Origin of the sequence: Streptomyces sp. NPDC059255, from assembly GCF_042752355.1 — a bacterium.
Lineage (GTDB): Bacteria > Actinomycetota > Actinomycetes > Streptomycetales > Streptomycetaceae > Streptomyces.
This window is the reverse complement of sequence record NZ_JBHYZP010000028.1, coordinates 38,571-59,115: the sequence shown is the minus strand read 5'-3', so window position 1 is coordinate 59,115 and position 20,545 is coordinate 38,571. Positions and strand designations below refer to the sequence as shown.

At 71.5% G+C, this 20,545-nt stretch carries 21 protein-coding genes; 9 read left to right on the top strand and 12 right to left on the bottom strand.

From position 1 onward, the window contains the following. Positions 1-90: 90 nt before the first annotated feature. The 7 genes from ACFXKG_RS27985 to ACFXKG_RS27955 form a co-directional block, all read right to left on the bottom strand. Positions 91-549, bottom strand: a complete 459-nt coding sequence (locus ACFXKG_RS27985; protein WP_384844748.1) for a DUF3093 domain-containing protein — start codon at positions 547-549, stop codon at positions 91-93. Between the two features lie 41 nt (positions 550-590). After that, positions 591-1,163, bottom strand: coding sequence for a carbonic anhydrase (locus ACFXKG_RS27980; RefSeq protein WP_384844745.1), 573 nt, complete (start codon positions 1,161-1,163; stop codon positions 591-593). 310 nt (positions 1,164-1,473) lie between these two features. Then, on the bottom strand, positions 1,474-2,139 hold the full coding sequence (locus ACFXKG_RS27975) for a hypothetical protein (protein WP_384844742.1): 666 nt from the start codon (positions 2,137-2,139) through the stop codon (positions 1,474-1,476). A 618-nt stretch (positions 2,140-2,757) separates the two neighbouring features. Then, a complete protein-coding gene (locus ACFXKG_RS27970) occupies positions 2,758-3,429 on the bottom strand; it encodes a hypothetical protein (RefSeq protein WP_384844739.1) in 672 nt (223 codons plus the stop codon). A gap of 114 nt (positions 3,430-3,543) precedes the next feature. Next, complete coding sequence (locus ACFXKG_RS27965; RefSeq protein ID WP_384844736.1) at positions 3,544-4,077, bottom strand: hypothetical protein; 534 nt, start codon at positions 4,075-4,077, stop codon at positions 3,544-3,546. Between the two features lie 33 nt (positions 4,078-4,110). Next, on the bottom strand, positions 4,111-4,902 hold the full coding sequence (locus ACFXKG_RS27960; protein ID WP_384844733.1) for a DUF4328 domain-containing protein: 792 nt from the start codon (positions 4,900-4,902) through the stop codon (positions 4,111-4,113). Between the two features lie 228 nt (positions 4,903-5,130). Then, the gene (locus tag ACFXKG_RS27955; protein ID WP_384844730.1) at positions 5,131-6,726 is read right to left on the bottom strand and encodes a glycoside hydrolase family 20 protein; all 1,596 of its coding nucleotides are present in this window, start codon (positions 6,724-6,726) and stop codon (positions 5,131-5,133) included. Between the two features lie 495 nt (positions 6,727-7,221). Between ACFXKG_RS27955 and ACFXKG_RS27950 the strand changes: the two genes are divergently transcribed. From ACFXKG_RS27950 to ACFXKG_RS27920, 7 genes are all read left to right on the top strand, one after another. Further along, positions 7,222-7,776 carry a 2-oxo-4-hydroxy-4-carboxy-5-ureidoimidazoline decarboxylase gene (locus ACFXKG_RS27950; RefSeq protein ID WP_384844728.1) on the top strand — a complete coding sequence of 185 codons (555 nt, stop codon included), beginning with the start codon at positions 7,222-7,224 and terminating at the stop codon, positions 7,774-7,776. Positions 7,777-7,944: 168 nt separating this feature from the next. Next, positions 7,945-8,325 carry a succinate dehydrogenase, cytochrome b556 subunit gene (gene sdhC, locus ACFXKG_RS27945; RefSeq protein ID WP_365807303.1) on the top strand — a complete coding sequence of 127 codons (381 nt, stop codon included), beginning with the start codon at positions 7,945-7,947 and terminating at the stop codon, positions 8,323-8,325. 7 nt (positions 8,326-8,332) lie between these two features. Beyond that, positions 8,333-8,824 carry a succinate dehydrogenase hydrophobic membrane anchor subunit gene (locus tag ACFXKG_RS27940; protein ID WP_384844725.1) on the top strand — a complete coding sequence of 164 codons (492 nt, stop codon included), beginning with the start codon at positions 8,333-8,335 and terminating at the stop codon, positions 8,822-8,824. A gap of 20 nt (positions 8,825-8,844) precedes the next feature. Beyond that, positions 8,845-10,599: a succinate dehydrogenase flavoprotein subunit gene (gene sdhA / locus ACFXKG_RS27935; RefSeq protein ID WP_384844722.1), complete on the top strand. Its 1,755-nt coding sequence runs from the start codon at positions 8,845-8,847 to the stop codon at positions 10,597-10,599. Next, the gene (locus tag ACFXKG_RS27930; RefSeq protein WP_384844719.1) at positions 10,599-11,387 is read left to right on the top strand and encodes a succinate dehydrogenase iron-sulfur subunit; all 789 of its coding nucleotides are present in this window, start codon (positions 10,599-10,601) and stop codon (positions 11,385-11,387) included. The genes sdhA and ACFXKG_RS27930 overlap by 1 nt, the downstream gene beginning before the upstream one ends. A gap of 122 nt (positions 11,388-11,509) precedes the next feature. Further along, positions 11,510-12,076: a hypothetical protein gene (locus ACFXKG_RS27925; RefSeq protein WP_384844716.1), complete on the top strand. Its 567-nt coding sequence runs from the start codon at positions 11,510-11,512 to the stop codon at positions 12,074-12,076. 128 nt (positions 12,077-12,204) lie between these two features. Beyond that, positions 12,205-12,885 carry a TetR/AcrR family transcriptional regulator gene (locus ACFXKG_RS27920; protein ID WP_384844908.1) on the top strand — a complete coding sequence of 227 codons (681 nt, stop codon included), beginning with the start codon at positions 12,205-12,207 and terminating at the stop codon, positions 12,883-12,885. Positions 12,886-12,940: 55 nt separating this feature from the next. Here the strand turns inward: ACFXKG_RS27920 and ACFXKG_RS27915 are convergent, their stop codons facing one another. The 3 genes from ACFXKG_RS27915 to ACFXKG_RS27905 all read right to left on the bottom strand — a co-directional run bounded on the left by ACFXKG_RS27915 (position 12,941) and on the right by ACFXKG_RS27905 (position 16,416). Continuing rightward, positions 12,941-14,497: an ABC transporter substrate-binding protein gene (locus ACFXKG_RS27915; protein WP_384844713.1), complete on the bottom strand. Its 1,557-nt coding sequence runs from the start codon at positions 14,495-14,497 to the stop codon at positions 12,941-12,943. 230 nt (positions 14,498-14,727) lie between these two features. After that, positions 14,728-16,143, bottom strand: a complete 1,416-nt coding sequence (locus ACFXKG_RS27910; protein WP_384844710.1) for a metallophosphoesterase — start codon at positions 16,141-16,143, stop codon at positions 14,728-14,730. Between the two features lie 15 nt (positions 16,144-16,158). Continuing rightward, a complete protein-coding gene (locus ACFXKG_RS27905) occupies positions 16,159-16,416 on the bottom strand; it encodes an SCO4848 family membrane protein (protein ID WP_384844707.1) in 258 nt (85 codons plus the stop codon). Between the two features lie 97 nt (positions 16,417-16,513). On the opposite strand from ACFXKG_RS27905, the gene ACFXKG_RS27900 reads away from it, so the two are divergent. Beyond that, a complete protein-coding gene (locus ACFXKG_RS27900; RefSeq protein ID WP_384844704.1) occupies positions 16,514-17,854 on the top strand; it encodes a D-alanyl-D-alanine carboxypeptidase family protein in 1,341 nt (446 codons plus the stop codon). Here ACFXKG_RS27900 and ACFXKG_RS27895 read toward each other — a convergent pair. Next, the gene (locus ACFXKG_RS27895; RefSeq protein WP_384844701.1) at positions 17,802-18,818 is read right to left on the bottom strand and encodes a YihY/virulence factor BrkB family protein; all 1,017 of its coding nucleotides are present in this window, start codon (positions 18,816-18,818) and stop codon (positions 17,802-17,804) included. The two genes, ACFXKG_RS27900 and ACFXKG_RS27895, sit on opposite strands and share 53 nt — an antisense overlap. A 168-nt stretch (positions 18,819-18,986) precedes the next feature. Between ACFXKG_RS27895 and ACFXKG_RS27890 the strand changes: the two genes are divergently transcribed. Then, a complete protein-coding gene (locus tag ACFXKG_RS27890) occupies positions 18,987-19,775 on the top strand; it encodes an SDR family NAD(P)-dependent oxidoreductase (RefSeq protein WP_384844906.1) in 789 nt (262 codons plus the stop codon). A gap of 12 nt (positions 19,776-19,787) precedes the next feature. Here ACFXKG_RS27890 and ACFXKG_RS27885 read toward each other — a convergent pair whose 3' ends face one another. Further along, on the bottom strand, positions 19,788-20,378 hold the full coding sequence (locus ACFXKG_RS27885; protein ID WP_384844698.1) for a 2'-5' RNA ligase family protein: 591 nt from the start codon (positions 20,376-20,378) through the stop codon (positions 19,788-19,790). Positions 20,379-20,545 lie beyond the last annotated feature (167 nt).

Sequence of the window (20,545 nt, the reverse complement as noted above, 5' to 3'; positions counted from 1 at the left end):
TCGCACCAGCGGCTCGGGGCCTCGGCCTGAACCAGGGCCTGTGGGGCGGTGTTCGTACCGCCCCACAGGCCAGGTCATGCCCGACAGCCGTCAGCCACGGGCCGTACCGATGGCCTTGGCCAACTGCTCAGGCGTGCGGGTGGACAGGTAGAGGTACGGCGTGGGGTCCTCGGGGTCGATGTTCTCGATGCGTACGGCCGTGGGGATGTAGCTGCGCATGACCATGAAGGCGCGCAGATCCGCCCGGTACGTACGCCAGGCCCGGGCGTCCTCACCGGTGAGGGCCCTTGCCTCGCCCAGGGCGGCGAGGGGGATGCGGGCGTCGTCGACGGCCAGCAGGTCGTGGGTGACCCTGATGCGTACCGATCCCTGCCTGCTGACGAAGAGCCCGGCCGGTCCGCCCCCGGCCATCAGGCCGATCAGCGCGGCGACGCCGCCGTACGGGAGGAAGACCAGTGCGACGGCCAGGCCGAAGAGAGCGGCGATGGCCCACCAGGTTTTCGGTGCCGTCAGACGTTCGTCGTAGGCGGGTGGCTTGCTGCTGGTCACGGTGCTCACCTTGTCGTATGCGTCGGAGGAGGGGCGGCTGCTCATAGCGGGAGGAACGCGTTGACTCGCGGGCGGTGTGCGAGGGTGGCGCCGGACTCGATCTCGTAGAACCAGCCGTGCAGCCGCAGCGAGCGGTCGACCAGGCGGGGGGCGATCGACGGGTAGTCGCTGAGCACGTCCAGCTGGGTCAGTACGTGGCAGTGGCCCGCGGCGGTGAGGTCACCGGTCATCGGGGCCGTCGCCCCGGCGGGTGAGGGAGGGCCGTCCGCGTCTTCCGCGGCGCCGGCTCTCAGCGCGGTTTCGACGAAGCCACAGTAGGAGTGACCGCACACGATGATGTCGGTCACCTTCAGTTGCTCCACGGCGTGGTCGATCGTCCGGGACTCCCCGCTCGGCGCATGGGGCGTGAAACGCGGGACGACGGCGCCGTAGGTGCGCAGTTCGCAGAGGTCACCCGGCCGGGCACCGGTGATCAGTGCGGGTACGAGCCGCGAGTCCGAGCAGGTGATGAACATCGCGCGGGGACTGTCGCCGTCCGCGAGGGAGCCGAGGTCCAGGCTGTGTGCCGCGGCGCGGGCGGGAAATACGCCGGCCTGATCGATGAGGTACTGCATGGGGGCACGTTCTCCTTGATATGCGGGTGCGGCCACGGTCACGGTCACGGTCGCGACAGCCGGTCGTCGGTGAGCGCTTCGCACTCCTCCCCGGAATCCGGGGCTCCCGGCTCCCGGCTCGGGGCTCGCGGCTCGGGGCTCGCGGCTCGGGGCTCGCGGCTCGCGGCTCGCGGCCGGCGCCATCGGCCCCGGGATGCGCCGGTACCGGTGGGCCCGGGCGGCGGTCGCGGGCCTGCGGGCTCGCCGGACAGGCGTCGCAGGCGGTCAGCGGGTCGTTCCCGTCACCACGGCCGATCCGGCGCCGTGCCCGTCAGGGCAGGCAGGGACCGCCGATCGGCGTCGGCCGGTGAAGGGCGAACGGAGCGAGCCCATGAGGCGGAGCCCTGCCCGGGTTCAGCCGCGCCAGTACGGCCGACTTCAGGGGCGAGCTGCTTTCCCGGGTTTCGAGCTCCGGGCCCTGCCGGTGGGCGGCACCCGACGGCGGCCGGATGAACAGCAGCAGGCGTCCTACCGCCATCAGCAACGGCCTGCTCTGCCACAGCAGCCGTTCCGTGACCCCCAGCAGCCGGGCGCCGATGACCAGCGTCACCAGATGCCCGGCCAGCAGCACACCGGCGGGGGGTCCGGCGACCGCGCCGTGCTCGACGGCAGCGGTCAGACCACCGGAGGCCGGGTCCCCTCCCGCTACCGCCCGGCAGGCGCCCGGCAGTGAGTACGCGGCGTGATAGGCCACTTGGGTCGCCGCGAGGACACCGAGCACCTGCGCGTCGGTCAACCGATGACGCGTCAGAGTCACCGCGCCGGGGACGGCCACGACGGCGACCCCCGCCACGATGACCACACGGGGCCCGTGCCCCTGCGAGAGAACGTGGCCGGCCAGCGGCAGCAGCACACACAGCACCGCGAGCACCGACGCACGCAGCCCGCGCAGCACCCCGGTCGCCGGGGTGGCGGATCGTGCCGGGCCGAGCTGCATGTGTCGCGGGCTTTCGCTACGTACGTCCTCGGACGCACGGACAGGAGATAACGGCGCGGAGTGCTTCCCCGCGCTCCCTGAGAGCGTATCCACCGACGCGCAGGAGGTTCAGCCACCCCAGCGTTGCGGGACGCACAAGGCCCGTGGACCGGACGGACGACCTCCGGCACCGCCGCCGAGCGAGCGCCCGGGACTGGTCACCTCCGGACCGTTCCACCTGGTGCGCAACCCCGTCCGCACCGCACCGCACCGCACCGCACCGCACCGCACCGCACCGCACCGCACCGCACCGCACCGCACCGCACCGGCCACGATGACCGCCGGGCCGGCCCTCGCCGTCCCGAGCGGGCTTTCCCCGGTGGGTCCGGCCGCCATGATCATCGGCATCGAGCTCCAGGTCCGCCGGATCGAAGGGCCCTGCCTGGAGCGCATCCACGGCATGGCCCGGCGCCAGTACGCCGCCCGTGCCGGCCGCTTCCTACCCGGCCTCGGCAAGCTCCGTCGATGGCCGCGACGACGGTACGTTCACGGCCGTACGACCCGCCGGCCGCGGGGCCGGGGCGCCGGTCGGGCGACGAACGTCCCGTCGGCCACCTCACGGCCGCCTCGCCGCCGCCGTCAGTTCCGTGCCCGCGCCCTGCGCGAGACCACCGCGCGCAGCACGCGCTGCCCCTCCGTCGACAGATCCATCGCCCGGCGCATCGCGCCCGCGCCCGCGGCGCCCGTCGGGTCGGAGAGGATCTCCAGGATCCGGATCTGGCGCCGCAGTTCCCCCGCGACCAGCGGGCCGACGCCGTCGCCGCCGTCCGTGCCGTCCGCCGCGTCGGCCACGGCCGCCGGGTCCTCGCGGCACCGTGCCAGCCACTCGGCCGCGGCGGCGCTGCCGCTCTCGCCGACCGCGTCGAGCTTCTGATGGATCTCCAGCGCCACCACGGAGCAGGTGTCCGCCCACGCCCGCAGTGGCTCCGCCTCCCACCGGGACGGCGCGGAGCCGAGCAGCGTCCGTACGAGCGCGAGCGTGACGCCCGTACCGGCCCCGGATCCGTCGCCCGCCGCTCCGCCCGGATCCGGCTCCGGTCCCGGCTCCGCCGCGATGACCGCGTCCAGGCCGTCCCGCGCCTCCGTCAGCCGGGCCGCCCACTCGTCCGCGCCCGCGGCGGCGCCCGCCCACAGCGGCCGCAGCACATCGGCCTCCCCGGCCCCCGGCGGCAGGCACCGGTCGAGGCAGGCGAGACCGCTCGCGGCCAGGCCGCGCTCGTCCGCTTGCGCGATCAGTTTCACCAGACTCATGGACGACTCCCGTCACGGACGCAGTACTGACCAGTACTGCGTCAATCATCCGGAAAACGTCACTCCGAGATCGCGCGTAGACCACCTATAGGCCGTGGAACGCCCATGCATGCATCAACCATCTTCCAACGGCCCGCGTCCGGGGATGCCGAGTCCGTCGAGCAGCCGGAAGAAGAGCCCTTCCGCGCCCGCCTCCGGTGACTCGGGACGCCGCGCGTGCAGGACGTCGAGCAGCGGCCCCGGCTCCACCGCCGCGCCCGCCTCGACCGCCCACTCCACCGCGCGCCGCGCCGCGTCCTCCCCCGGCAGGAAGAGTTCGTCCAGCGACCGGCCGCTCGCGGCGAGATGGCGGGCCATCGGCTCGCGCGCCAGGCAGGCGTACCAGGACCCGCTCTCGGGCGCCGCCGCCTCCACCGCCACGCACTCGCTGTTCATGACGAAGCCGAAGAGCACCGGCGAGGAGAGCGCACGGGCCAGCGCCCCCATGCCGCCCGCGTCCGGTTCGCTGGGGTGGCGCCACACCTGCCAGCCGCCCGCGCGCCGCTCATGGAGCGTCAGCCCGGCCCGTACGGCGGCCAGCGCCGGCAGCTCCGCGAGCGGCGAGTCGCTCCTGCCCACCAGGAAGTAACCCCAGAAACCCATGGCCATCCCCCCAGCATGCGGTGCGCCCCGGGGGAGGCACTAGCGGTGCGTGCCACCCTGTCGTGAACCCGCCCCGTCGGCAGGGAAGGGGAGGGAGGCGCCGGTCGCCTTCGCGTGCTGCATACGGGACAGCTTCCGCACGAAGAGCAGGGCGAGTACGGCGGCCACGATGTCCAGCAGGTCCACGGCGAAGAGCGCGGCGGCGGCCTCCCTGACCTCGTCGGCCTCCTCCGCCTTGTCGTACATACGGGAGGCGTACCGCCCGAGCACCAGCGTGCAGACCCACACCGTCCACCAGGCGTTGACGAGCGCGTACGACACCCGGGGCGGCGCCCCGTCCGGTCCGCGGAGGGTGCTCGCCGCCCAGATGTCGCCCGCGACCCGGCGCGGCAGCACGAGGTTGGCGAACGGGACGAACCAGCCGCCGATGGCCCAGCCCGGTGCCATCCGCTGGGCGCCCGGGTCGAAGACCTGTGCGTTCTTCCGTACCCGGTGGAACCAGACGAGGAAGACGACGGCCGTGGCGACCACCGTGGCGAGCTGCAGCACCCCGGAGGCGGCGTAGAGCAGGTCGGCGCGGTCCAGGTCCTCGTCGGTGAAGGCGTCGAAGTCCTCGTCGACGACATCGGTCATCAGCCCGTGCACCCGGGCGCCGGCCAGCAGCGCGAAGAGGTCGGCGGCGATGACGGCGCAGAACAGGGCGACGAGCGCCGTGCACAGGCCGACCGGCGAGGCGAGCCGCGGCCCGGCGCTCCACCGGGCCGCGGCGCACTCGGCGCAGTGCCCTTCCGTGGTGGTCGCGGCTCTCGCGCGGCACTGGGAACACAGCATGTGACGTCAACCCCCCGGGGCCCGGAGCGGGCCCGCCCAAGGCCCTGAGGGCCTGTCCTGCGCCCACCCCGGGCGCCCGGGGAACATATGTGCCCCACGGGCGCCCTGTCCACAGGGTTCCGGCCGCTCCGGCGGCCCGGACGGCCCGGCGGCCCGGACGGTCCGGGGCCCCGGACCGTCCGAACGGTCCGGGGCTCCGGTGGTCCGACGGTCGGACGGTCGGACGGTTCAGACGCCGAGCTTGTCCGCGAGCGCCGTGAACGCGCTCCAGCTCAGCGGCGGCTTGTCCGGGTTCCACGTCTTCTGCGCCACCGCCGCCAGGGGCATCCGGATGCCCTGGGCGACCTGGTCCTGTGTCTGCGCGTTCGGGAAGTCGCCCCAGATCGCGAACACCCCGCCCTGGATCTGCGGCAGGTACTTCGCGGGCACCGGCTTCGTGCCGCGCAGGACCAGCGGCGTCCACTGCTCGTATATCCGCTTGCCCGTCGGATAGACGAAGTTGTTCGGCTGGCCGAGCACGTAGTAGAGGTACTCGTCGTTGAAGTTCACGACCTTGCGCCCCTCGCTCAGATACGCGACCGGCTCGCGCGCCCCGAACTCCCTGCCCGTCCAGTACTGGACCTCCATGTCCGGGTTCGCCTTCACGACGCCGCCCTTGAACAGGCCGTCGTTCCAGACCTTGAGCTTCTTGCCGTACGGGCCGAGCGCCGCGCCCCGGTCGTTCGTCCAGGCCGTCGTCAGGTCCTGGATGCGCGCGTTGGGGCCGTACTTCTGGACCGCCAGCTTGGCCAGCTTCGGGTACGACGCCTCGGGGTTGGAGACCACCAGTGCCTGGTACTCGTCGGCGCCGAGGTTCCACCACCGGCCGGGGAAGAGCTGGGCGAACTCGCTCTGGAGGTCGTCCACGATCTTCGCGGCCGCGGGCTGCGAGATGTCGATCGCGCCCTGGGTCGGCTTCCCGTTGACGTTGCGGAGCTGGAGGGAGGGGTGCGGGCGCATCACGGCGCCGAGGTGTCCGGGGGAGTCGATCTCCGGGACGACGGTGATGTGCAGCCGGTCGGCGAGCGCCAGGATCTGGCGGACCTGGGCCTTGGTGAGGTGCTGCCGGGAGACGATCTCGGGGTGGGTCGTGGACTCGATCCGGAAGCCCTGGTCGTCGGAGAAGTGCAGGCCCAGCTGGTTGAGCTTGAGGTCGGCCATCTCGCGCAGCCGGTCCTCGATCCAGCCCGGCGTGTAGTACTTGCGGGCGATGTCGAGGTTGAGCCCGCGCTGCGGGAAGGCCGGCGCGTCCCGTACGACGCCTTCCGGCATCACCCCGGCGGCCCGTACGGACTGCTTGAGCGTGCGGGTGCCGTAGAAGACCCCGGCCTCGTCCGGGCCGGTGATCCGTACCTTGCCGTCACGGGCGGTGAGGGTGTACGACTCGGCGGCGCCGCTGCCGCTCGCCAGCGCCAGCTCCACGTCGCCGGCCCGGGCGGCGACCGCGCCCCGGTAGGAGATCTTCAGCTCCTGGGAGAGCAGCTTCCCCTCGTCGGCCAGCCCCGCACTGCCCTTGGCTATGACGACGCCGCTGTCGGGTCCCGGCTTCCAGCCGGGCCCTCGGGCCGCCTCGTGCTTGCGCACGGAGGGTATGACCTCCGGTGCGGTGGAGAGCGGGTAGGACCGTGTGGGTGACGGTGTGGCCGCGGCGCTCGCGGCGGAGCGGCCCGTGCTGTTGTCCGAGGAGCCGGTGTTCCCGCTCCCGGAGCACCCCGCGACGGTGACGGCGGTGGCCAGGGCTACGGCCGCCGCGCCGGCGGCCCGGATACCCGGGGATGACCACATCACTCAAACCTCCCATGTGCGGATGTACGGCATAAGCGCGACACGATTACGGTGAAGGTCCCATGGCGGCGTCCATTCCGCGCGCCGAAACTCTCCCATCCGGGTGAATTTCGTGCAGTTGTCGGACGTCTCGCTCAAGGCATCGATAACGTTTACGACGCATCTGCCCCTTCGAGCTCAACCATTTCGTGTGCGATCACGTCTGACTTTGTGCGGGTCGTATGTGCAGGTCGCACGTGTGACAGGTGTGCACGCCCGACGCCCCTTCGTACCACCCGCCACCCGCGACCCGTCCGATCGTCACATCACGCCACATCCCCCGGGCACCCGCCCCAGGGGTACGGGCCCGACCGCTGCCGACCCACCGCGTTCGAGGAGCCTCCGCTGTCCCGCGCACCAGACGCCGGCCACCCGAACGGCACCGGCCACCACAACAACAGCACCGACCGCCCCACCGGCCTCGACCGCTTCAACGCCGCCCCGGAGGCCGACGCCGTGGCCGCGCTGCTCACCTGCTGCGGCAGCCGCCGCTGGGCCCAGCGCGTCGCCGCGCACCGCCCGTACCCCGATCTCGACTCCCTGCTCGCCGCCTCCGACGAGGCCGGGTACGACCTCCCGGTGCCCGACCTCACCGAGGCGCTCGCCGCCGAGTCCTCCGCCGTGCCGCCGCACCCCGCGCCGCCCGCCGCCAGGACCGCGCTGCACGCCGCGCACGCCGCGTACGAGAGCAGCTTCGGCCACGCCTTCGTGATCAGCCTCGACGGCCACCGGCCCGAGGAGCAGCTCGACCATGTCCTGGCCGGTATCCGCGCCCGGCTCTCGCACGATCCCGACCTGGAGCGCTCCGTCTCCGCCGACGAGCTGCGGCGGTGCGCCCGGGGCCGGATCGTCCGGCTGCTCTCGGCCCCGGAGCCCGGGGCACTGCCCGGCCAGGCAACGGGCCAGGGAGGCGGCGGCCGGCCGGGGGGCCGGGCCGCGTCCCGGCCGGCGGGCCGCCCGGCACGACCAGGGTGTTCAGGGTGGAGCGATAGCCCGTCCGTGGCTGTTTGATTGCCTGTTTGATCACATCTATGGACCCCGCGCGGAGGAACCGACAAGTCGTCGCTACCATTGCCGGGGCCGGTGGACCGTACCCGGCCGGGCGCGACCGACACCACTGTGCTTGATTGAGTAGAAGATGGCGGCCGGCCCCGATCCCCGCTCCCGGAGGGTTTTTCCGTGCCGGCTGGAACGCTGTACCGCGGCCGGGAAGGAATGTGGTCGTGGGTGGCTCATCGAGTCACCGGCGTGCTCATCTTCTTCTTCCTGTTCGTACACGTACTGGACACCGCACTCGTCCGCGTCTCACCAGAGGCGTACGACGACGTGGTGGCGACCTACAAGACACCGCTCGTGGCGCTGCTCGAATACGGCCTGGTGGCCGCGATTCTCTTCCACGCGCTCAACGGCCTGCGTGTCATCGCCGTGGACTTCTGGTCCAAGGGCCCCCGCTACCAGAAGCAGATGCTCTGGTCCGTCGTGGGCATCTGGGTCGTCCTGATGGTCGGTGCCCTCTACCCCGTGCTCGGCCACGCCGTACGCGAAGTCTTCGGGAGCTGAGAGACCGATGTCGACCGACACCACTTCCGCGATCAGCCCCGTCGAGGCCGAGGGCGGTGAGCGTCTGGAGCAGTTCAGTCCCGAGCACCCGGCTCCCGTGATCGAGCCGCCCCGCCAGCGCACCGGCAAGACCCCGAAGTCGACCCGCGGCAACTTCGAGATGGCCGCATGGCTCTTCATGCGGCTCTCCGGGGTCGTCCTCGTCGTCCTGGTCATCGGCCACCTGCTCATCCAGCTCGTGCTGGACGGCGGCGTGTCCAAGATCGGCTTCGCCTTCGTGGCCGGCCGCTGGGCCTCCCCGTTCTGGCAGGTCTGGGATCTGCTGATGCTCTGGCTGGCGATGCTGCACGGCGCCAACGGCCTCCGCACGATCATCAACGACTACGCGGAGCGCCCCAACACGCGCCTGTGGCTCAAGGGCCTGCTGTACACCGCCACGGTGTTCACCATCCTTCTGGGCTCGCTGGTGATCTTCACCTTCGACCCGAACATCCGCTAGAGCCGGGGCAGACGAGACCTATGAAGATCCACAAGTACGACACCGTCATCGTCGGCGCCGGCGGCGCCGGCATGCGCGCGGCCATCGAGTCGACCAAGCGCAGCCGTACGGCGGTGCTGACGAAGCTCTACCCGACCCGCTCCCACACAGGCGCGGCGCAGGGCGGCATGGCCGCCGCGCTCGCCAACGTGGAGGAGGACAACTGGGAGTGGCACACCTTCGACACGATCAAGGGCGGCGACTACCTGGTCGACCAGGACGCCGCCGAGATCCTGGCGAAGGAGGCCATCGACGCGGTCCTCGACCTGGAGAAGATGGGCCTGCCGTTCAACCGCACCCCGGACGGCACCATCGACCAGCGCCGCTTCGGCGGCCACTCCCGTAACCACGGCGAGGCGCCGGTCCGCCGGTCCTGCTACGCCGCGGACCGTACGGGTCACATGATCCTCCAGACGCTGTACCAGAACTGCGTCAAGGAGGGCGTGGAGTTCTTCAACGAGTTCTACGTCCTGGACCAGCTCCTCACCGAGGTCGACGGGGTCAAGAAGTCGGCCGGCGTCGTCGCGTACGAGCTGGCCACCGGCGAGATCCACGTCTTCCAGGCGAAGTCGGTCATCTACGCGTCCGGCGGCACCGGCAAGTTCTTCAAGGTGACCTCGAACGCGCACACCCTGACCGGTGACGGCCAGGCCGCGTGCTACCGCCGCGGGCTGCCGCTGGAGGACATGGAGTTCTTCCAGTTCCACCCGACGGGCATCTGGCGCATGGGCATCCTGCTGACGGAGGGCGCCCGCGGTGAGGGCGGCATCCTCCGCAACAAGGACGGCGAGCGCTTCATGGAGAAGTACGCGCCCGTCATGAAGGACCTCGCCTCGCGTGACGTCGTCTCGCGCTCCATCTACACGGAGATCCGCGAGGGCCGCGGCTGCGGTCCCGAGGGCGACCACGTCTACCTGGACCTGACGCACCTGCCGCCGGAGCAGCTCGACGCCAAGCTGCCCGACATCACCGAGTTCGCGCGGACCTACCTGGGCATCGAGCCGTACACGGACCCGATCCCGATCCAGCCGACCGCGCACTACGCCATGGGCGGCATCCCCACCAACGTCCAGGGCGAGGTCCTCCTCGACAACACGACGGTCGTCCCCGGGCTGTACGCGGCCGGCGAGGTCGCCTGCGTGTCGGTGCACGGCGCCAACCGCCTCGGCACCAACTCGCTGCTCGACATCAACGTCTTCGGCCGCAGGTCGGGCATCGCCGCGGCCGAGTACGCCGCGAAGAACGACTACGTCGAGCTGCCCGAGGACCCGGCGTCGCTGGTCGAGGCCCAGGTCGAGCGGCTGCGCGCGTCCACGGGCAAGGAGCGGGTCGCCGCGCTGCGCCTGGAGCTCCAGGAGTGCATGGACGCCAACGTGATGGTGTTCCGTACGGAGCAGACCATCAAGACGGCCGTCGAGAAGATCGGCGAGCTGCGCGAGCGCTACCTGAACGTGTCCGTCCAGGACAAGGGCAAGCGGTTCAACACGGACCTGCTGGAGGCCATCGAGCTGGGCAACCTGCTCGACCTGGCCGAGGTGATGGCCGTCTCCGCGCTTGCCCGCAAGGAGTCGCGCGGCGGTCACTACCGCGAGGACTTCCCCAACCGTGACGACGTGAACTTCATGCGCCACACCATGGCGTACCGCGAGGTCGGCGACGACGGCAACGAGTCCATCCGTCTCGACTACAAGCCGGTCGTCCAGACCCGCTACCAGCCGATGGAGCGTAAGTACTGATGGCTACCCCGACCCTGGACAAGCTCGACGCACTGGAGGCGGACTCCACCGTCTCGCACCTCATCGCGGTCACGTTCCGGATCCGCCGGTTCAACCCCGAGGTCTCCGCGGAGGCCGAGTGGCAGGACTTCCAGATCGAGATCGACCCGAAGGAGCGCGTGCTCGACGCCCTCCACAAGATCAAGTGGGATGTCGACGGAACGCTCACGTTCCGGCGCTCCTGCGCGCACGGCATCTGCGGCTCCGACGCGATGCGGATCAACGGCCGTAACCGGCTGGCGTGCAAGACGCTGATCAAGGACATCATCTCGACGGACAAGAGCGGCACGGTCACCAAGCCGGTCACCATCGAGGCCATAAAGGGGCTGACGGTCCTCAAGGACCTCATCGTCGACATGGACCCGTTCTTCCAGGCGTACCGCGACGTGATGCCCTTCCTGGTCACCACCGGCAACGAGCCGACGCGGGAGCGCCTGCAGTCCGCCGAGGACCGTGAGCGCTTCGACGACACCACCAAGTGCATCCTGTGCGCCGCGTGCACGTCGTCCTGCCCGGTGTTCTGGAACGACGGCCAGTACTTCGGCCCGGCCGCGATCGTCAACGCGCACCGCTTCATCTTCGACTCGCGTGACGAGGCGGGCGAGCAGCGCCTGGAGATCCTCAACGACAAGGACGGCGTGTGGCGTTGCCGCACGACGTTCAACTGCACGGACGCCTGCCCGCGCGGTATCGAGGTCACGAAGGCGATCCAGGAAGTCAAGCGCGCGCTGATCACGCGCCGTTTCTGACCGCCGCAGTCCAAGGGCCCGTTTCCGTTACGCACCCCGTACGGGAACGGGCCTTTGATGTGTCAGGATCGGTTGCGGAAAGCCGAGAAGGCCCACCGGGCCCGGGGAAGCGGGGAATGAACATGAGTGAGCCGAATCCGTACGCCGACGGAGAGTACAAGTGGGGTCCGGCCCAGCAGTCCGGCACGCCGGCACCGGGCACGCCCGCGGCGGGTGTCCCGCAGTACGACTTCCCGCCCCCGACCCTCGCCGAGGGCCAGTCGTTCACCCCTCCGGGATACGGCTACCCGCCGCCGCAGGCGGGCGTCCCGCACCCCGTGCCGATGGGCGGTCAGGGCGGCGGCGCGCCGCTGGTGACCCTCGGTGACATCACGGTCGTGGGCGACTCGATCATCACGCCGTCGGGCACGCTGCCGCTGCGGGGAGCGGTCTGGAACGCGACGGACATGTCGCGTACGGAGGAGAAGATCCCGACGCACGCCATCATCCTGGCGATCATCTTCTTCATCTTCTGTCTGCTGGGTCTGCTCTTCCTCCTGATGAAGGAGAAGACGACGACCGGCTTCATCCAGGTGACGGTGACCAGCGGCGGCAAGCACCACGCCGCGATGATCCCGGCCCACGACCCGGGAACGTTCCAGATGGTCATGAGCCAGATCAGCTACGCCCGGTCGCTGAGCGCCATGTGAGCGGGGGCCTGAAACCGAGCGAGGACCGGAAGCCGGGCGAGGACCGGAAGCCGGGCGGGAGCCGGAAGGACGCCAGGGCCCCCGCCACGTCCAAGACCGCGTCCAAGAGCGAGCAGACCCGCACGCTCATCCTCGAAACGGCGCTGCGGCTCTTCCAGGAGCGCGGTTACGACCGGACGACGATGCGGGCCATCGCGCAGGAGGCCGGGGTCTCCGTCGGGAACGCGTACTACTACTTCTCCTCCAAGGAACATCTCGTCCAGGGCTTCTACGACCGGATCGCCACGGAGCACCGGGCGGCGATCAGGCCCGTGCTCGACCGCGAGACCGGTCTGGAGGCGCGCCTCGGCGGGGTGCTGACGGCGTGGCTGGAGATCGCGGAGCCGTACCACGAGTTCTCGGCGCAGTTCTTCAGGAACGCCGCCGATCCGGACAGCCCGCTGAGTCCCTTCTCCCCCGAGTCGGAGCCCACCCGGGAGGCGGCCATCTCCGTGCACCGCGCGGTGCTGGCGGGGTCCGGTACCAAGATGGACCCGGAACTCGCCGACTCGCTGCCGGAGTTGATGTGGCTGGCGCAGATGGGCCTGGTGCTGTACTGGGTCTACGACCGCTCGGAGGGATGCGAGCGGTCCCACCGGCTCGCCCTGCGCGGCGCCCGGCTGATCGCGCGCGGCACCGCGCTCTCCCGCTTCCGGGTGCTGCGGCCGCTCGTACGCGAACTCCACGGGCTGGTCACGGAGTTCCTGCCGGGCATGGCCCGGGCGGCCGCCGCCCGCAAGGACGGCGGCGCCGCGCGGCAGGAGGGCTGAACCGGCCCGGTCGGAGCGCCTTGTCGGAGCTGATCGGAGCGATTCGGAGCCGGTCTCAGAGCCGGCCGAGCCGCCACAGCCGCCAGGCGCCCGTGCCGTCCGAGAGGTACTGCGCGCCGGTCACGTCCTCGCCGCTGAGGACGTAGTCCTTCTTCTGCCAGAGCGGCACGATCGGCACGTCCTCGGCCACCACGCGCTGGAGGGACTTGAAGTCCTCGGCGGCGCGCCCCCGTTCGCCGTACTGCTGCGTCGAGCGGATCAGCTCGTCGGCCTTGTCGCTCGCGTAGCCGTTGTGCAGGATCGAATCGCGTCCGATCAGGGGCTGGATGAAGTTGTCGGGGTCGGGGAAGTCCGGCACCCAGCCGATGGTGTACGCGTCGAACTCGCCGCCGGAGTAGCTCTTCTGGAACTGCGTCCACTCCTTCTCTACCACCTTCACCTTGAACAGCCCGGTCGCTTCGAGCTGCCGGCGCAGTTCGGCGGCCTCCGGCGCCGCCGCGCCGCCCTGCGCGTATCCGAGGGTGAGGCTGACCGGTGTCCGCACGTCGGCGTCGCCCTCCAGGAGGGTGCGGGCGCGCTCCGTGTCCGGCTCCGGGTAGGTGTCGAAGAACGGGGTGCTGTGGGAGGTGATGCCTTGCGGGATCAGCGAGTAGAGGGGCTCGACCGTCGACTCGTACACGTCGGAGACGATCCGCGGCCGGTCGACCACGGCGGCGACCGCCTGGCGCACCGCCTTGTCGGCCAACGGGGATCCGGACCGGGTGTTGAGGACGAGGTTGCGGATGGCGGCGCTGTCGGACTCGTTGACCCGCCCGCCGTCGGAACTGCCCTCCAGCGCGGCGATCTCGGACGGCGGGAGCTGGCGGTGGGTGACGTCGACCGTGCCGGCCTGCCAGGCGGCGGCGAGGGCGTCGGAGGTCTTGAAGTACTCGATGTCCACCGGGCCGCCGGTCTCCTCGATCGCGCCCCGGTAGCGGGTGTTGGGCTCCAGGTGGGCGGAGGAGCCCGGCAGGTAGCGGTCGAGGAGGTACGGTCCCGTACCGCCGGTCACGTCACCGTCGAGCAGCGCGTCCGCCGGGTACTGGGTGCGGTCGACGATCGAGCCCGCCCCGGTGGCCACCTTGAGCGGGAACGTCGCGTCACGGGAGCGGAGCTGGAAGGTGACGGTCCGGCCCTTCGCGGTCACCGACTTGAGCGTGGCGAAGAGCGGCGCGGGGCCGGCGTCCGCCTTGATGGCCAGGACGCGGTCGAAGGAGTACTTGACGTCCTCCGCGGTCATCCGCGCGCCGCTGGGGAAGGTGATGTCGTCCCGCAGCTCGCAGCGGTAGGTGGTGAGTTCCGAACCGGTGAAGGCGCAGGAGCGGGCCGCGTCCGGTACGGGGGTGACCGAGGCGGGCTTGAACGTGAGCAGCGACTGGTAGATGTTGCTGAACAGCGCCCAGGAGCCCGCGTCGTACGCCCCCGCCGGGTCGAGCGACGAGACGACGTCCGTCGTGCCGACGGTGATCGCTTTCGGCTCCGCCCGGTTGGCCGGAAGCAGCTGCCAGCCGCCCACGCCCGCGACCACCAGAACCAGACATGTGATGAGTATCCGCACCCGGACCGAACGCATCGTTGTGCCCCTCTGTCGCGCCCACCCCTGACCGCGATGGCGCATACCCAACCACACAGGTCTCCACCTGTGGAAGAGAAGTGGGGGCTCTTGCGGGAAACAGTCGCGTTAAGTCGAGACAACCGGTGAGTAGCTGTTGGCAACTGGGGAAATGGCCGGTTCTGAGCCGTGAAAAAGGGGTGGGGAGGGGGGGGGGGCCCGGGGCCCCCCCCCCCCCCCCACCCCGGGGGTCACGCCTGGCGCGAGGCCAGTTCGACGACGGTGATGTCGGAGGGCGCGCCGACCCGTACCGGCGGACCCCAGGCCCCCGCGCCGCGCGACACGTAGAGCTGGGTGTCCTCGTACCGCTCCAGACCGGCGACGGTGGGGTTGGCGAAGCCCGCGAGGAGGCTGCCGGGCCAGACCTGGCCGCCGTGGGTGTGGCCGGAGAGCTGGAGGTCGACGCCGTGGCGTACGGCGTCGTGGATGACGACGGGCTGGTGCGCGAGGAGCACGGAGGCCCTGGCCGGGTCGCGGTCCCCGAGCGCCTTCACGAAGTCGGGGCCGTCGCCCTCGCTCTCGCCCGCGATGTCGTTGACCCCGGCGAGATCGAATCCGGCGATCTCGACGCGCTCGTTCTCCAGGGGCCGCATGCCCAGCTCGCGTACGTGGTCGACCCACGCGGCGGCGCCCGAGAAGTACTCGTGGTTCCCGGTCACGAAGAAGGAGCCGTGCCGCGCCTCCAGACCGGCGAGGGGTGCCGCGGCCGGACCCAGGTCCTGGACGCTGCCGTCGACCATGTCGCCGACGACGGCGATCAGGTCGGGCCGGGTGGAGTTGATCGCGTGGACGATGCGCCGGGAGTGGCCGCTGCCCAGGATCGGGCCGAGGTGGATGTCGCTGACGACGGCGATACGGAAGCCGTGGGCGGAGCGCGGCAGCTTGGCGAGCGGGACGGTGACGCGCTTGACGCGGGGGCCGCGCAGGACGCCGTACGTGCCGTACCCGACGGTGGCGAGCCCGGCGGTGGCGGCGGCGCCGCCGACGACGCGGGAGACGAAGAGCCGGCGTGAGGGGCCGGCGGGTGCGGCGGTTGCTGCAGAGGCGGTGGAGGCGGTGGAGGCGGTCGTGGAAGGGGGTGCGGAGACCGGGGTGGAGGCGGTGGCGGTGACGGTGGCCGTGCCCGGCGTCGTCCCGGCGGCGGCGGGCGTCGTCTCGGCGGCGGTCGGCGTCTTCTCGACCGCGCCCGGCGTCGTCTCAGCGGTGGCGGACGGCGTGGTCCCGGTGGCGAACGGCTCCCGTGGCTCTGTCGGAGTAGTCGGCTCCGGTGTGTTTTCCGTCGCGTCCCGCCGGGCCAGACAGCGGCGCAGCAGCGGGCGCCCGGCCTCCGCCACACCCAGTGCCAGCACCAGGTACAGCAGCGTCGCCAGCCACAGGAACCCCGGCCAGGCCAGGGCCTGCTGGAGCAGGAACGGTGCCTCGGAACGACTCGACGTCATAGCGCCGACCGAGAGAACCGGCAGCAGAATAATCGCAACCGTCCCCAGTCTGCGGGCGGGCCCGGGCGCCGCCGTCGTGTCGCGCACCAGGCGCCGCCACACGTACCAGTGCGCCGCGACCAGCACCGCGACAACCGCGAGCACCGCCAGAACGACTACGACAACCACGAAGAGACCCCGCCCCTATACCTGTTGGTCAGGCTGTTCGCGCCGGAGTGCGCGGACGCCACGGAACCCGAGCACGCCGATCGCCGTCCCCAGAAGAAAGGACACGACGGCGAGCGTCAGGTGCACCCAGAAATATCCCGTCGGGTCGCCGGCGCCGTCGAAAGCAAGCCCGCTGCCGTCCTGCCAGAGATTTTTCACGAAAGTGATCCAGATGAACCAGCTCCAGACCCCGAACGCGAGCAGGAACCAGGACACGGGGCGGCTGAGCTTCATGGATTCAGTATCGCCGTCGCCCTCCGGGCGGCGGCGGCGGGGTCCGGGAGTTCCGCCGATGTCTGCGTCCATAACCAGGGCATGTACGTTCTCGGTCGTGCCCGCTCTGAAAAAGACCGCTGTGACGGTCCTCACCGCCGCCCTGCTGCCTGTTCTGACCGTGCTGCCCGCCTCGGCGGCCTCCGCGGTCCCCGAGACGCCCGAGGCGCCCGCGACCCCCGCGGCCTCCGCGGACAGCGGGTCCGACGCCGCCGGCGCGTCCGGCTTGAAGCAGCCCCAGCCGCCCGCCGCGATGTCCACCGTGGGCGGGGCGCTGCTCGGCAAGGCGGGGACGCAGGTGAATCTCGGCGCGGGCGCGCCGGTGCTGCCCAAGAAGCTGAGCGGCCGGTCCTGGATCGTCGCGGACGCCGAGACCGGCGACGTACTGGCGTCGCACAACGCGCACTGGCGGCTGCCGCCGGCCTCCACGCTCAAGATGCTCTTCGCGGACACGCTGCTGCCCAAGCTGTCCGCGACGAAGGAGTACAAGGTGACCAACACCGACCTCGCGGGCGTGGGCGCGGGCAGCAGCCTGGTCGGGGTGAAGGAGAACCTCACGTACACCGTCCACGACCTGTGGCTGGGGGTCTTCCTGCGCTCCGGCAACGACGCCGTCCATGTGCTCTCCGCCATGAACGGCGGGGTGGAGAAGACGGTGGGCGAGATGCAGGCGCAGGCCGAGGAGTTGCAGGCGCTGGACACGCATGTGGTCACGCCCGACGGTTACGACGAGAAGGGCCAGGTCTCCAGCGCGTACGACCTGACGCTGATCGCCCGTTCCGGTCTCCAGAAGAAGGAGTTCCGGGAATACAGCTCGACGCAGAGGGCCAAGTTCCCCGGCGAGTTCTCGAAGCCGAAGGAGGGCGAGAAGAAGGAAGGCTTCAAGCCGGTACGGGAGAACTTCGAGATCCAGAACACCAACCGGCTGCTGACCGGCGCGGGCGGTGTCGCCCAGTACCGGGGCATCGCGGGCGTCAAGAACGGCAGCACCACCCACGCGGGGAACACCTTCACCGGGGTCGCCGAGCGCGACGGCAAGAAGCTGCTGGTCACGGTCATGAACCCGTCGTCCACGGAGGCCCACGCGGTCTACCAGGAGACGGCCCGGCTGCTGGACTGGGGGTTCGCGGCGAGCGGCAAGGCGAAGCCGGTGGGGGTGCTGGTGCCGCCGAAGTCCGCCCGTACGAACGCGTCGCCGAACCCCACGCAGGTGGGATCCGACGACGGCGCCGGCCACGACGGCCGGCCCGTGGCGGCGGCGAACAGCGGCGGTACGGGCGGGGCCGGGGTCGCGCTCGGCATCACGGGCGGGGCGCTGGTCCTGCTGGCGGGCACGGCGTACCTGGTCAACCGGCGCTGGCCGCTGCCCGACCTGGTCCGGCGCCGTCCGCGCGCGTAGCACCCCCGTACTCCTCCCGGCCGTCGTACTCCTCCCGGGCGTCGTCACCATCCCTGCCCCCGTCGGCGTTGTCGCCGTCGTCGCCGGGCTCCGTCCGCTCCGTCTCCGCTTCCGGTTTGCTGCCCGTCGCCGTCCAGGCGGCGCAGAACAGCAGCAGCTTCGCCGTGAAGTTGATCCACAGCAGCAGCGCCACCGGCACCCCGAACGCGCCGTACATGCTCTTCGTCGCCACGCCGCTCATGTAGCCGCCGAGCAGCAGCTTCAGCAGTTCGAAGCCGACGGCGCCGAGCAGCGCGGCGACGACGAGGCGGCGGCGCGGCGGATGGACGCGGGGCAGCAGCGTCAGGACGTAGAGGAGGAGCAGGAAGTCGGCGACGACCGCGACCGCGAGGGCGGCGGCCTGGAGGAGTACGCCGCCCGCCCCGCCCCGGGGGATGGAGAGCTGCTCGGCGCTCCAGCCGACGGCCGTCGAGCCGAGCCACGAGGCGCCGACCGAGGCGAGCCCGGCCGCGCCGAGGCCCAGCAGGACCACGGCGTCCTTGCCCTTGAGCAGGATCGGGTTGCCGTCCTGCGGGTCCTCCAGCTCCCAGACGGCCCGCAGGCACTCCCGCATCGAGCCGATCCAGCCGATGCCGGTGAGGAGCAGCAGCGCGCCGGCCACCACCCCGACGGTGCCCGCGTTGGCGACGAGGGCGTTGATGTCGAGCTGCTGCGAGATGCCGGGCACCTGCTTCGCGATGTTCTCCTGGAGCCGGTCGAGCTGCCCCTGGCTCAGCAGCGCGGCGCCGATCGCCGCGCCCACGGTGATCAGCGGGAAGAGCGCGATGAAGCTGATGAACGTGATGGCGGCGGCGAGGCGTGTCCAGTGGACCCGGTCGAGCCTCTCGTACGAGCGCCAGGCGTGGGTCCGCATCAGGCGCGCCACGACCGGACCGATGACGGGGAGGTTTTTCAGCCAGTCCATGCGGAGGTCCCTACCCCCATTCATACGAGTATCCCTGCGGCCATCACGACAAAGGCGCTCAAGAGTGAGATATAGGGTGATCCTGGCGATACGGTCGCGTTCATGCGCTCACCGATGAAGGACGCCTCCGGTATCCCGCACGGCTCCGGTATCCCCCAGGCCCCCGGCATCCCGTACGCCCCCGGCATCCCGCGGTCCCTGCTCCTGCTCGGCGGAACGTCGGAGATCGGCCTGGCCACCGTGCGCCGGCTGATCGTCCGCGGCGCCCGTACGGTCTGGCTGGCGGGCCGCCCCTCCCCCGCTCTGGAGGCCGCCGCGGCCGGGCTGCGGACGCTGGGCGCGGAGGTGCGTACCGTCGCGTTCGACGCCCTGGATCCCGGCGCGCACGCGGAGGCGCTGGGGAAGGTCTTCGCGGAGGGCCCGGTCGGTCTGGTGCTGCTCGCCTTCGGGGTGCCGGGCGACCAGGCGCGGGACGAGGCGGACCCGCCGGCGGCGGCGCGGGTGGCGCAGACGAACTACACCGGCGGGGTCTCGGCCGGGCTGGTCTGCGCGGCGGCGCTGCAGGCCCAGGGGCACGGCGCGCTCGTGGTGTTCTCGTCGGTGGCGGCGGAGCGGGCCCGGCGCGCCGACTTCCTCTACGGGTCGGGCAAGGCGGGCCTGGACGCGTTCACGCAGGGGCTGGGAGACGCGATGCAGGGCACCGGGGTGCGGGTCATGGTCGTACGGCCCGGCTTCGTACGGCCGTGGACGCCGGCGCGGCCCGGGCAGCCACCGCGGGACCGGGCGCAGGCGCCGACGGCCCTGACGATGGCGGCGACGCCCGGGGAGGTGGCCGTGGCGGTCGAGGCGGGGCTGCGGCGGGGCGCGGAGACGGTGTGGGTGCCGGGGGCGCTGCGGATGCTGGCGGCGGCGCTCCGGCTGCTGCCGCGCCCGCTGTTCCGCAGGCTCCCCATCTGAAAGCTGAGGGGCTCAGGGGCTCAGGGAGGCGGGGCGGTCGGCGGGGGTGGACTGGGAGGGCACCCCCTGGGTCTCCGTACCGCCGCCGAACGCGTACTCCTGCACCTTGCGCCAGACGCCGTCCGTGCCCTGTTCGTAGAGGGCGAAGGAGGCGCAGCTCCACTCCGCCGCGTACTCCGACAGCTCCTCGTAGGCCCGGTCCATCGCCTCTTCCGCGATGCCGTGCGCGACGGTCACATGCGGGTGGTACGGGAACTGCAGCTCGCGGACGAGCGGCCCGGAGGAGTCTCTGACCCGCTTCTGGAGCCAGGCGCAGGCCGAGGCGCCCTCGACGACCTGGATGTAGACGACCGGGGAGAGCGGGCGGAACGTTCCGGTGCCGGAGAGCCGCATGGGGAAGGGCCGGCCGGCCTCCGCGACGGCGGCGAGGTGCGCCTCGATCGCGGGCAGCGCGGACGCGTCCACCTCGGTGGGCGGCAGCAGCGTGACATGCGTGGGGATGGACTGTGCGGCGGGGTCACCGAAGCCCGCACGCCGCTCCTGGATCAGAGTGCCGTAGGGCTCCGGGACCGCGATCGAAACGCCGAGCGTTACGGTCCCCACGTCGTTCTCCTCAGTCTCTCTGTCGGTCTGTGTCGGTCTCTGTGTCGGTCCGGATGGTCGGTCCGGGTCGGTCCGGGTCGGTCTCCGCGCCGGCCAGCGGGCCGGTCGGGGCCGGCTTCCGGGCCGCCGGGTCTGCCGGGCATCCGCCGCCCGCCAGTGTGACGGTC